This is a genomic window from Janthinobacterium sp. OK676, from assembly GCF_900103595.1.
GTDB lineage: Bacteria > Pseudomonadota > Gammaproteobacteria > Burkholderiales > Burkholderiaceae_D > Janthinobacterium.
This window is the reverse complement of sequence record NZ_FNHA01000004.1, coordinates 182,258-193,917: the sequence shown is the minus strand read 5'-3', so window position 1 is coordinate 193,917 and position 11,660 is coordinate 182,258. Positions and strand designations below refer to the sequence as shown.

At 60.5% G+C, this 11,660-nt stretch carries 9 protein-coding genes and 1 tRNA gene; 2 read left to right on the top strand and 8 right to left on the bottom strand.

The features are described 5' to 3' along the window. Nucleotides 1–16: 16 nt before the first annotated feature. The 8 genes from BLU39_RS10235 to cysS all read right to left on the bottom strand — a co-directional run bounded on the left by BLU39_RS10235 (nucleotide 17) and on the right by cysS (nucleotide 10,162). Nucleotides 17–1,615, bottom strand: a complete 1,599-nt coding sequence (locus BLU39_RS10235) for an ATP-binding response regulator (RefSeq protein WP_034754634.1) — start codon at nucleotides 1,613–1,615, stop codon at nucleotides 17–19. Nucleotides 1,616–2,314: 699 nt separating this feature from the next. Further along, a complete protein-coding gene (locus tag BLU39_RS10230; protein WP_232731037.1) occupies nucleotides 2,315–3,511 on the bottom strand; it encodes a tyrosine-type recombinase/integrase in 1,197 nt (398 codons plus the stop codon). 304 nt (nucleotides 3,512–3,815) lie between these two features. Continuing rightward, nucleotides 3,816–3,908 (bottom strand) — tRNA-Ser (locus BLU39_RS10225). A gap of 110 nt (nucleotides 3,909–4,018) precedes the next feature. Beyond that, nucleotides 4,019–5,266 carry an aspartate kinase gene (locus BLU39_RS10220; protein WP_092712527.1) on the bottom strand — a complete coding sequence of 416 codons (1,248 nt, stop codon included), beginning with the start codon at nucleotides 5,264–5,266 and terminating at the stop codon, nucleotides 4,019–4,021. Nucleotides 5,267–5,462: 196 nt separating this feature from the next. Continuing rightward, nucleotides 5,463–6,881 carry a tRNA lysidine(34) synthetase TilS gene (gene tilS / locus BLU39_RS10215; protein ID WP_092712525.1) on the bottom strand — a complete coding sequence of 473 codons (1,419 nt, stop codon included), beginning with the start codon at nucleotides 6,879–6,881 and terminating at the stop codon, nucleotides 5,463–5,465. A gap of 147 nt (nucleotides 6,882–7,028) precedes the next feature. After that, nucleotides 7,029–8,003: an acetyl-CoA carboxylase carboxyltransferase subunit alpha gene (locus BLU39_RS10210; protein WP_065308858.1), complete on the bottom strand. Its 975-nt coding sequence runs from the start codon at nucleotides 8,001–8,003 to the stop codon at nucleotides 7,029–7,031. Nucleotides 8,004–8,057: 54 nt separating this feature from the next. Next, nucleotides 8,058–8,768, bottom strand: coding sequence for a DNA-3-methyladenine glycosylase family protein (locus BLU39_RS10205; RefSeq protein WP_092713015.1), 711 nt, complete (start codon nucleotides 8,766–8,768; stop codon nucleotides 8,058–8,060). After that, the gene (gene cysS, locus BLU39_RS10200; RefSeq protein WP_092712523.1) at nucleotides 8,768–10,162 is read right to left on the bottom strand and encodes a cysteine--tRNA ligase; all 1,395 of its coding nucleotides are present in this window, start codon (nucleotides 10,160–10,162) and stop codon (nucleotides 8,768–8,770) included. Before cysS ends, BLU39_RS10205 begins: the two co-directional genes overlap by 1 nt. A 278-nt stretch (nucleotides 10,163–10,440) precedes the next feature. On the opposite strand from cysS, the gene BLU39_RS10195 reads away from it, so the two are divergent. Together BLU39_RS10195 and BLU39_RS10190 are read left to right on the top strand one after the other, a co-directional pair. Beyond that, nucleotides 10,441–11,070 carry a peptidylprolyl isomerase gene (locus tag BLU39_RS10195; protein WP_175539259.1) on the top strand — a complete coding sequence of 210 codons (630 nt, stop codon included), beginning with the start codon at nucleotides 10,441–10,443 and terminating at the stop codon, nucleotides 11,068–11,070. 73 nt (nucleotides 11,071–11,143) lie between these two features. Further along, nucleotides 11,144–11,635: a peptidylprolyl isomerase gene (locus BLU39_RS10190; RefSeq protein ID WP_092712521.1), complete on the top strand. Its 492-nt coding sequence runs from the start codon at nucleotides 11,144–11,146 to the stop codon at nucleotides 11,633–11,635. Nucleotides 11,636–11,660: the final 25 nt, after the last annotated feature.

Sequence of the window (11,660 nt, the reverse complement as noted above, 5' to 3'; positions counted from 1 at the left end):
CGCCGCGCGATTCGCCTTAGGCCGGGGGCGGCACCGACGGCAGGCTGACAATCAGGGTGGTGGTCTGGAGCTCGTCATCGACGGCGAAGGCCACCTCGCCGTATTGCGCGCGCGCCAGCAGGCGTGCCGAATACGTGCCCAGGCCGGTGCCGCCGGACTTACCGTCGGTGACGAACTTGTCAAAGAAGCGTTCGCGTATCGGTTCCGGGATCACACCCTTGTTGACTATCTCGATGCGCAACGGGCTTCCGGCGTACAGCGTGGCAATGACACGGGTGCGCTCTGGCGCTGCCTCGCAGGCGTTCTTGATCAGATTATTCAGCAGCGAATAGGTCAGCATGGCATCGCCCAGCGCTAGCGGAGCGTCGATGCCGACATCGAAATCGGTGTCGACCGCCAACACCAGCTGCTTACCCGCGTAAGTGGCGCGTGCCGTCTCAACCACCCGCCGCAACATGTCGCTGATGGGCAGCGGCGCTGCATGGAGCACGTATTTTCCCGTCTCGATCTTGTACAGCTCGGTGGACAGGTTGACCATGTCGGTCACCTGCAGCATGGCCTGCTCGGCCAGCCGCAAATTCTCAAGCTGTCGGCGGTCCATGTCGGCGGCGTCGATCAGCGACTGCACTATGCCGATGGCGCCGGCCAGCGGTCCCTTGAGGTCGTGCCGCGTCATGGCCTCGACGTCATCGCGCAGGCGGGCGATGGCGAGCATGTTGTCGTAATCGGCTTGCAGGTGGCGGCGCAGCTCGACGTAGCGCATGAAGTTGTCGACCCGCAGCTTCAGCTGGGCCGGGTCGATTGGCTTGGTAATGAAGTCCACCGCGCCCAACTCCATGCCTTGCAGGCGCGCGGCGTCGTCGGTAAGGGCGGTGACGAAGATGATGGGTACATTTTCTGCGCTGGGATGCTCGCGCATGCGGCGCGCCACTTCAAAACCGTCCATGCCGGGCATCATCACGTCCAGCAGCACTAGGTCTGGCGGCGTGTCGCCACAGCACAAGGCCAGTGCTTTCTCGCCGTTGTGCGCTGCCTTGATGCGGTAGCGGCCCTTGAACACATTGGCCAGCACGTACAAGTTGTCAGCGGTGTCGTCGACCAGGAGCAATGTCGGAGGCAACGGTTCCCTTGATTGTAAATGGACCGCCGCCGGTGGCTTGACGATCACATCGTCCACGGGTGTGGCGGCCTGCGGCGCGTCGATGTTCGTTTCCTTATCCGGCGCCGGTGCTGCAACCTGATGCGCCATCGCCCGCTTGATGCTGGTGGCCAGCCGGCCCGCCGTGTAGGGTTTGACTAGCAGGTCGCTGACACCGCTGCTGATGGCCGTTTCGATGCGGCTGCGCTCGGCCTCGGCGGTGATCATAATGAACGGCATGTGCACATGGCGCGGACTGGAACGAATCATCTGCAGTAGGGCGATGCCGGTCAACGCCGGCATATTCCAGTCGGAGATCACCAAATCATAACGCTTGCGCTCAATCATGCGCCAAGCTTCAGAGCCATCGGCTGCGAGATCCACCGATCCGTAGCCAAGCGAGGCCAGTTGGCCAGCCGTGACCTTGCGCATTGTTTCAACATCATCAACCACCAGTATTCTCAGCACTTGTGCCATGTCTCCCCCATGTGAGGCCTGCTACGTGGGGTAGCACACCGTTTCATTTATTATGCGGCATTTTTTTATCGATTTGAAACGAAAGCATTTCAAGCCGTCAAGGTCGGCTTCTGGCCCAGGCTGTATAAAAACGTCAATCGCTGTGACGCCATCATCGATCAAATCCTGCAACTAGCCAAGACGTCACTGGGCAGACGCTTACATTAAATACCATGAAGAATCCTGTGCAGAACAACTGCGTGCCTGGCTCAAACGCCACCACCTGCGAAGCGCGGCCAGAATTTCGTCGCATTTCTGGCCTTCAGCGACGATACCCGCAGCAACAATCAACTGGTGACGCCAGGACGGCGATCCGGTCTGCGCCAGTGCCGCCGTGCTGGTACCGATCCTGCCTCACCCTTGAAGAGAAACACGTCCCAAGTGACTCCTTCCTCCCGCCACAGTACCTTGGCGCGCCAACGCTCAACGAGGCGCGCTTCAGCGGCCTGCCTGGAGTGTCGGCAAGCAGCGGAAAATGGGGTAGCAGGATCTAAGCAAGCGCCAAGGAAGCTACCGTCCTGGCCTCCGTAAGACTCCAGGGCCGCTTGCCGGCCTGGTTCAGGAACGCGTGCCAGCACGGGATGTGGACAGTGGCTGCAAGGCGCCTGAACACGCATGCCAGTCCTCAGCCTGCGCAAGGATACTCCATGGGATATGCCATCACACGACAGGCGGTGCGGGATTGGTGCAAAAGTCAGACCATGCCTGCATCAGCACGATACGCTTGTCGAACAAGTCGCCGCGCCGGTAGGCCGCTTCCACCCTGTCCGGCAAGCGGTGCGCCAGCGCATGCTCGCATACCTCACGTGAAAAGGCGTTGGCTGCCGCCTCGGCGCACCAGTCACGGAAGGAAGAACGGAAACCGTGCACGGTGATATCCTCAAGCTGCATGCGGCGCAAGACTGCCGTCAAACTCATGTCCGACAACTGCGTGCCACGCTTGCGGCCTGAAAAGATGATGTCCCCCTGACGCGGCACTGCGCGCAGCAGCGCAAGCGCCCCACCAGAGAGCGGCACGCGATGCTCCTTGCCTGCCTTCATGCGCTGCGCTGGAATGGTCCACAGGGCCGCCTCCAGGTCTATCTCCGGCCACCGCGCACCCCTGACCTCTCCTGAGCGCGCAGCCGTCAGGATGGCAAACGCCAGCGCCCTGGCAGCAATCCCTTCCTGACCCGATAAGGCGGCCATGAATCTGCCGATCTCTTGCCACGGCAGGGCCGGTCGGTTTTTCACTGGAGAAACCTTGTTCGGATTGGCCAGCAGATTTTCCAGATGGCCTTTCCAGCGCGCCGGATTTTCTCCCTGACGAAAGCCGCTGACCGTTGCCCAGTCGAGTATGCATTCGATTCTGCCGCGTATGCGCGTTGCCGTCTCCGTCTTTGACAACCAGATTGCATCGAGCACCTTGACGACCAGATCGGTGTCGATCGCCGCGACAGGCAGCGCCCCCACCAATGGGAACACATAAGCGGCCAGGGTGTTTTCCCACTGCGCCACATGTTTGACATTTCTCCAGCCATGCCGGTGCGCAGCGATATAGGATGCCGCGCACTGCTCAAAGGTCATTTGACGCGCACGCGCCAGCATCCCGGCCTGTTTTTCCTGGCGGCGCATTGCCAGCGGATCGCGCCCTTCGCTCAGCAGCAAACGGCATTGCCGCGCCTTTTTGCGCGCCTCGACCAGATCGACTGCCAGACAAGAACCCAGCCCCATTTCGTGACGCCTGCCAGCTACGCTATAACGAAACAGCCAGCTCCTGGCGCCAGCGCCGGATACTTGCAGCACCAGTCCGCCGCCATCCCCGTAATACCCTGGCTCCCTGGCGCGACCGACGACCAGCGCCGACAGCTTGTTCATCCTGATTGTCATTACCCCACTCCCGCATTGCGAGATCCCGTACTAATTTTAGCGCGCGATCAAGCGCGTGCTGGCAACGACACTTGATCCCGCGCAAGGTCAGTTGCGGCAACAGGCGGGACATAACAGGATCGGTGACGTACGCTTGAAGGCAGCGCACACAGCCATTGCTACCCCCCAGCCTACCCCCCAGCAGATGCAGGATTGACGCGGCAGGCAGCGGACGCTGGTGGATGGATTTACGTGGTTTCTCCTATGAGGAGCGGAAATGAAAAAACCCGCCGAAGCGGGTTTTTAAAAATACTGGCGGAGACGGTGGGATTCGAACCCACGATACAGGTATAAGCCGTATGCATCCTTAGCAGGGATGTGCCTTCGGCCACTCGGCCACGTCTCCTAGCTGATTACTCAACTATGTCTCTGTAGCTAACTGCGCTGCAGCGACGAACGTCATAATATCGATTGCCCCCCCTTTGGTCAAGGGCGTGGGGCAATATTTTTGGATATTTAAGCTTTTTCCAGCTCGAACGCCTTGTGCAGCGCGCGCACGGCCAGTTCCATGTACTTTTCATCGATCAGCACGGAAATCTTGATCTCGGAAGTGGAGATCATCATGATGTTGATGCCCTCTTCCGACAGGGTACGGAACATCTGCGACGCGACGCCGACGTGGCTGCGCATGCCCACGCCGACGACGGACAGTTTCGACACTTTTGCGTCGCCCGTGATGCTGGCCGCGCCCAGTGCTTCGCGGTTCGATTCCAGCACGGCCAGCGCGCGCGTGTATTCGCCGCGCGAGACGGTGAAGGTGAAGTCCGTTTTACCGTCGACCGACTGATTCTGTATGATCATGTCGACTTCGATGTTCGCGTCGGCCACCGGTCCCAGGATGTGGTAGGCCACGCCTGGACGGTCGGGCACGCCGAGCACGGTGATTTTGGCTTCATCGCGGTTGAAGGCGATGCCGGAGATGACTGCTTGTTCCATGTTTGTATCTTCCTCAAACGAAATCAGGGTGCCTGAATTGGCTTCTATTTCCAGCGGCAACATCGGGTCGGTCAGCGACGACAGCACGCGCGTGGGCACGCGGTAGTTGCCGGCAAATTCCACCGAACGCGTTTGCAGCACTTTGGAGCCCAGCGAAGCCAGTTCCAGCATTTCTTCAAAGGTGATGGTCTTCAGGCGGCGCGCCTCGGAGACCACGCGCGGGTCGGTCGTGTAGACACCGTCGACGTCCGTGAAGATCAGGCATTCGGACGCCTTCATGGCGGCGGCGATCGCCACGGCCGAGGTGTCCGAACCGCCGCGGCCCAGGGTCGCGATGTTGTCGTGTTCGTCGACGCCCTGGAAACCGGTAATGATGACGATCTTGCCCGCATCGAGGTCGCGTTTGACTTTTTCGTCATCGATCGACTGGATGCGTGCCTTGGTAAAGGCGGAATCGGTCTTGATCGCGACTTGCCAGCCAGCATAGGATACGGCTTGTTTGCCGATCGCCAGCAGTGCCATCGACAATAGGCCGACGGACACTTGTTCGCCTGTCGAGGCGATCATGTCAAGTTCACGGGGATCGGGTTGATCCATGATTTCCTTGGCCAGTCCAATCAGGCGGTTCGTTTCGCCCGACATGGCGGATGGCACCACCACGATTTGATGCCCAGCGTCGTGCCACTTGGCAACGCGCTTGGCGACATTCTTGATACGGTCAGTCGAGCCCATCGACGTACCGCCATATTTGTGGACGATTAAAGCCATAAGAGTGAAGTTTCCGCTCAAGAAGAATAAAAAAGGAGGGCTTTACTCTACATGCCGCAATGCAAAATAACAAGCTAAAAAGCGCATTAGCTCATACCGATTGCGCATATGGAAATAACCAATCCATGCAGTCCAGCTGGCTTGGGCAGCCGCTTGGCGGCTACCCCGGGAGTGGCCGTGGCGGCTGGCCCTGCGCTCAGCAGGAGACCCAGCGCAGGGCGACGCGGGGACGGTCCAGCAGACTCAGGCAATGGCAATCGAGACCGATACCGGCCGCGAACAGCAATTGTTGCGCCGCACAGACAAGGGGCAGGCGTTCGCGCTCCCAGGCGGGCACGTCAAACGCCTGGTAATGGTATTTCAAGCTCTTCGTGGGACGGTTCAAGGCCAGTTTCAGGCGCTCGCCGCCCTGGCGGAAGTCGATGCTCAAGGTTTGTGCTTGCAACCAGGCAATATCGATACCCTGGCCGCCCTCTTCCACCGCATCGAAATGCAGCACGCCGCCATACGCGGGGAACGCCAGGCTGGCTTCGCCTTGCCATGTAAATTGCTGGCTGGCCTTTTCCAGGCCGGGAATGCCCGCGTCGTCACGCTCGCGCATGCCGGCCAGATCATCGAGCTTCGGCGTCAGGTACAGCCGGTCGCGGTGGCGTCGCACGTGGCATTCCGGGTGTGTCACCAGCAATTGCGCATCGGGCCGCGCTTCCAGCAATTGCGCCAGCATTTCCGCCAGCCACGCCGTCGACGGCATGCGCAAGCCGCGCGTGCCGAACCAGTGGCGCAGCAGGTTGTAGCAGCGGTCCGCGCTCAGCGTGCGCAATTTCGCCAGTTCGATGCAGTCGCCATCGAGGCACGCCGCCAAATCCTGCGTCGCCAGTTCCGTCAGCAGGCGCTGCGCCGATTGCGCGTGCTGGGCGCTGCGGGCGAAACGCTCCTGGAAACCGGGAAACGCCTGCGCCAGCACAGGCATCACCTGGTGCCGCAGGGCATTGCGGGCAAAGCGGGGATCGTCGTTCGATTCATCGTGGATGTGCGCGATCGCATGTTTGGCCACATACGCTTCGAGCTGCTTGCGCGACACGGGCAGCAAGGGGCGCGCCATCACCAGGTCCGGGTTGCCCAGCAGCTCGGGCGCGCTGTTGGCGCCATCCATGCCGGACAGGCCCGCCGTGCCCGAGCCGCGCAGCAACTGCAGCAGCACCGTTTCCGCCTGATCATCCTGGTGGTGGGCGGTGAGCAGCAGGCGCACGCGGTGCGCGGCGCACAGCTGGCCCAGGGCCGCGTAACGGCGCTTGCGGGCCGCCTCTTCCGTGCCCGTCTTCGCATTCTTTTCCAGGGTGACCTTGCGCGCTTCGAAGGCGATGCCCATGCTGGCGCACAATTGTTCACAGTGGGCCAGCCACGCATCCGCATTCGGACTCAGGCCGTGGTGCACGTGAAACGCGTAAAGAAATACGCCGTGCTCCTGCGCCCATGCATGCGCCAGGTGCAGCAGGGCCGAGGAATCGAGGCCGCCGCTCAAGGCAATGCCGACCGTCTCGCCGGCTTGCGGTCCGCAGGCGTCCAGCGCGTGGGCAAAGATATCGGCGACGGTGGCAGTTTGTTGCTTTTTCAATCAGGACTCCGGGAATGCAAAGAGGGACAGGCTGCTAAACGGATGGTGTCGTTTAGCGGACTGTCCCTGGTGTGTTCTACTGTCTTGTCGGCTTACGTCATGTCGGCTTACGCTGCGCTAAGCCGACCTACGCCGACCAGCGATGGCTTACTCGCTCGGCGTCGTTTCCTTGAACTTGCCGTAGCTCAGCAGTTTTTCGTGGCGCGCGGCCAGCAGGTCCTTGGTTTTCATGCCGTGGAACTGGCGCAGGGTGTCGGCCAGTGCGCGCTTGAGCAAGGTCGCCATCTGCTTCGGATCGCGGTGGGCGCCGCCCAGCGGTTCGTTGATGATCTTGTCGATCAGGCCCATGGCTTTCAGGCGGTGGGCGGTGAGGCCCAGCGCTTCGGCCGCGTCTGCGGCGCGCTCGGCGCTCTTCCACAGGATCGAGGCGCAGCCTTCCGGCGAAATCACGGCATAGGTCGAGTATTGCAGCATCAGCACGGCGTCGCCCACGGCGATGGCCAGCGCGCCGCCGGAACCGCCTTCACCGATGATGGTGGCGATCAGCGGCACTTTCAGCTCGGCCATCACGTACAGGTTGTGGCCGATGGCTTCCGACTGGCCGCGCTCTTCCGCGTCGATGCCGGGGAAGGCGCCCGGCGTGTCGACGAAGGTGAAGATGGGCAAGTTGAACTTTTCCGCCACTTTCATCAGGCGCATGGCCTTGCGGTAGCCTTCCGGCTTCGGCATGCCGAAATTGCGCATGGCGCGCTCTTTCGTGTCGCGGCCCTTCTGGTGACCGATGACCATGCACGGCTGGCCGTTGAAGCGGGCCAGGCCGCCGACGACGGACAGATCGTCCGCGTAGCTGCGGTCGCCATGCAATTCGTGGAAATCGGTAAAGATTTCATTCACATAATCCATGGTGTAGGGGCGTTGCGGGTGGCGCGCGATCTGCGCCACTTGCCAAGGGGTCAGCTTGGCGTAGATATCCTTGGTCAGCTGCTGGCTCTTCTTGGCCAGGCGGTCGATCTCTTCCGAGATGTCGACGGCCGAATCGTCTTGCACGAAGCGCAACTCTTCGATCTTGGAATCGAGTTCCGCGATCGGCTGTTCAAAATTGAGGAAAGTCGTTTTAGTCATTGTACCTCCAGGTTTTACCGGCCACGGCGCCAGGGCGCGCGGCGTCATCTATGTTTATTTTACCGTACCGGCTGCTGCGCCGGGGGCTGCATCGGGTGCGGCAGGAGCGGCTGCAGGGTCGAGACTGCGCCACAGATACCACGTCGCCACGGTGCGCCACGGTTCCCAATTGGCGGAAACTTCGCGCGCATCGCTGCGGGAAACAGGTTCGCCGGAGAAGTAATTGACACTGATGCCCTGGATCAAACCGGGGTCGTCGAGCGGCAAGACATTCGGCCGGAGCAGATTAAATATCAGAAACATCTCGGCTGTCCAGCGACCAATGCCGCGGATTTGCACCAGTTCGGCGATGACGGCTTCGTCATCCATCTGGTCCCACTGGCTCGCGTGCACGCGCTTGGCCTTGAAATGGTCGGCCAGGTCGAGGATGTATTCGGTCTTGCGTTTGGACAAGCCGCAGGCGGAAAGCTGCTCGGCGCCGGCCTTCAATACTTGCGACGGCGTGCATTTCGGGCACGCCAGCAGCAGCTTTTTCCAGGCGGCGTCGGCCGCCTTGGGCGTGATCTGCTGCCCTACCAGCGAACGTGCCAGGGTGGTAAACGGGTCGCTATGGCCGACCAGGTGCAGGTCGCCAAATTGCGGGATGAGTTTTTTCATGATGCGGTCGCGCTTCATCAGCTCGATCTTCGCCTCTTCCCAGTAGTGCGGCACCTGGATCACCTGCGCCTCCACCGGCGCTTCCCCGTTTTCCCTGGACGTAGCCATCATGCGCGGCGCCAGTTGGTCGAGCCGTCAGGCTTATCTTCAAGAATGATGCCCGCGGCCAGCAAGTCGGCACGGATCTTGTCGGACTGGGCAAAGTCGCGCGCCTTTTTTGCCGCGCTGCGTGCCGCGATGGCCGCTTCGATGCCGGCCGCCTCGTCCTGGCCGCCGGCGGCGCCGACGGTCGCTTGCAGGAATTGCTGCGGCGTGCGTTCGAGCAAGCCGAATACGCCCGCCAGGCCCTTCAATTGACGCGCCAGCGCTGGTGACTTGCTCTTGTTCACTTCCGTTGCCAGGTCGAACAGGGCGGCCACGGCCAGCGGCGTATTGAAATCGTCATCCATGGCGTCGCGCACGCGCACGGCATGTGCTTCGTTCCAGTCGATGGCGCCCTCTTCCACCGCCACGCCGGCCAGCGCCGTGTACAAACGGGTCAGCGCCAGGCGCGCGTCGTCCAGGTGCACGTCCGAGTAATTGAGGGGGCTGCGGTAGTGCGCGCGCAGGATGAAGAAGCGGATCACTTCGGCATCGAACTTTTGCAGCACTTCGCGGATGGTGAAGAAATTGCCGAGCGACTTGGACATTTTTTCATTGTCCAGGCGCACGAAGCCGTTATGGATCCAGTAATTGACGCTGGTATGGCCGAACGCGCCTTCGGACTGGGCGATCTCGTTTTCGTGGTGCGGGAATTGCAAGTCCGCGCCACCGCCATGGATGTCGAACTGTTCGCCGAGCAAGGCGCAGGACATGGCCGAGCACTCGATATGCCAGCCCGGGCGGCCCTTGCCCCACTTCGAATCCCATTTGACTTCTTCCGGCTCGGACTCTTTCGACGACTTCCACAGCACGAAGTCGAGCGGATCGCGCTTGCCCGTGTTCACGTCGACACGTTCGCCCGCGCGCAGATCGTCGAGCGACTTGCCCGACAGCTTGCCGTAATGGGGGAAATTACGCACGGCATAGTTCACGTCGCCGTCCGCACCCTGGTAAGCGAGGTCTTTCGCTTCCAGCTGCTCGATCAGGCGCAGCATCTGCGGCACGTATTCGGTGGCGCGCGGCGTGTGGTCGGGCGTCAAGATGCCCAGCGCGGCCGTGTCCTCATCCATGTAGCGGGTGAAACGCGTCGTCAGCTGGGAAATCGTCTCGCCGTTTTCCACGGCGCGGCGGATGATCTTGTCGTCGATGTCCGTAATGTTGCGCACATAGGTAACGTCGAAACCGGACGCTTTCAGCCAGCGGTAGATGACGTCGAAGGCCATCATCATGCGTGCATGGCCGATATGGCAATAATCGTAGATGGTCATGCCGCAGACGTACATGCGTACCTTGCCAGCTTCCATCGGGACGAATACCTGCTTCTCGCGAGCCAGGGTGTTGTAAATCTTTAGATTGCTCATCGTACTTTGCAAGTGGAGCGGCCGCCAGCCTGGCAAAACGACAGACAGGCGCGGACACCGGGGGTGCCGCGCCACAGAACTGCCGTGTGCGCCGAGACGGGACGACCCGCTGTATTGTTGTTCTTGTTTGTTAGAATTAGGGCGTTAGCGGTCAAGTATAACATTGATAAAAACCATACTGGCCCGATATGAATCAGGTTTTTACGATGTTCAACCGAATTTTCACTTCTTAACAATTAAAGCAAGTTTAGAGAAAAACAACGATCAAGGACGCCTTCATGCAAGAAACCAAATCGAAACGCCTGTCTTTCCTGGCCCGCTTCTGCACCCTGTTTGCCGGCCTGACCCTGGGCAGCGCGGTCGTGGCCGCCGCTCCGGCAACCGCCCTCGACCCCACGCCCCACGTGGCCCTGAAAACCAGCATGGGCGAGATCGTGCTGGAACTGGACCAGGAAAAAGCCCCGAAAAGCGTGGCCAATTTCTTGCAATATGTCAAAAGCGGTTATTACAAGGGCACCGTGTTTCACCGCGTCATCGACGGCTTCATGATACAGGGCGGCGGCTTCGACAAGAACATGAAGCAGAAAGCCACCAAGGCGCCGATCAGGAACGAAGCGCAAAACGGCTTGCAAAACGTCACCTACAGCATCGCCATGGCGCGCACGGGCGACCCGCATTCGGCCACCGCGCAATTTTTTATCAACGTCAACGACAATGGCGCGCTCGACTATCCGGGCCGCGACGGTTTCGGCTACACGGTATTCGGCAAAGTCGTCAGTGGCATGGACGTGGTCGACAAGATCAAGGCCGTGCCCGTGGCCGACAAGGGTCCGCACCAGAACGTGCCGGTCACCCCCGTGGTGATCGAATCGGCGACTTTACTCAAGTCCGCGCCCGCAAAACTGTAAAATAGCGTTTTTGCGGCGCCGGCCTGCCTGGCGCCGCTGAATCAATTATTCATCCAATTTATTAAGGATCATCATGACCTCCGTCATCATCACCACCAATCTGGGCAAGATCACCGCTGAACTGGACGCCGAGAAAGCGCCGAAAACGGTTGCCAACTTCCTGGCCTACATGAAAGCCGGTCACTACGACAACACGATTTTCCACCGCGTCATCGACGGCTTCATGATCCAGGGCGGCGGTTTCGAGCCAGGCATGAAACAAAAGCCAGCCGACGCCACCGTGGAAAACGAAGCCAAGAACGGCCTGAAAAACGACACGTACACGCTGGCCATGGCCCGCACGTCGGACCCGCATTCGGCATCGGCCCAGTTCTTCATCAACATCAAGAACAACAGCTTCCTCGACTATCCAGGCCAGGACGGCTGGGGCTACGCCGTGTTCGGTAAAGTCACCGAAGGCAAGGAAGTCGTCGACGCCATCCGCGCCGTGAAAACCTCGCGCGCCGGCATGTTCGCCGACGTGCCAGTGACGGACGTGATCATCGAGAAGGTAGAAGCCGCGTAATCAGGCTACAGCATCATGAACAACA

Coding starts and splice junctions, on each gene's coding strand:
- BLU39_RS10210 (WP_065308858.1), bottom strand. CDS start 8,003: ATGACTAAAACGACTTTCCTCAATTTTGAACAGCCGATCGCGGAACTC.
- BLU39_RS10220 (WP_092712527.1), bottom strand. CDS start 5,266: ATGGCTTTAATCGTCCACAAATATGGCGGTACGTCGATGGGCTCGACT.
- BLU39_RS10235 (WP_034754634.1), bottom strand. CDS start 1,615: ATGGCACAAGTGCTGAGAATACTGGTGGTTGATGATGTTGAAACAATG.
- BLU39_RS10230 (WP_232731037.1), bottom strand. CDS start 3,511: ATGAACAAGCTGTCGGCGCTGGTCGTCGGTCGCGCCAGGGAGCCAGGG.
- BLU39_RS10205 (WP_092713015.1), bottom strand. CDS start 8,768: ATGGCTACGTCCAGGGAAAACGGGGAAGCGCCGGTGGAGGCGCAGGTG.
- cysS (WP_092712523.1), bottom strand. CDS start 10,162: ATGAGCAATCTAAAGATTTACAACACCCTGGCTCGCGAGAAGCAGGTA.
- BLU39_RS10195 (WP_175539259.1), top strand. CDS start 10,441: ATGCAAGAAACCAAATCGAAACGCCTGTCTTTCCTGGCCCGCTTCTGC.
- BLU39_RS10190 (WP_092712521.1), top strand. CDS start 11,144: ATGACCTCCGTCATCATCACCACCAATCTGGGCAAGATCACCGCTGAA.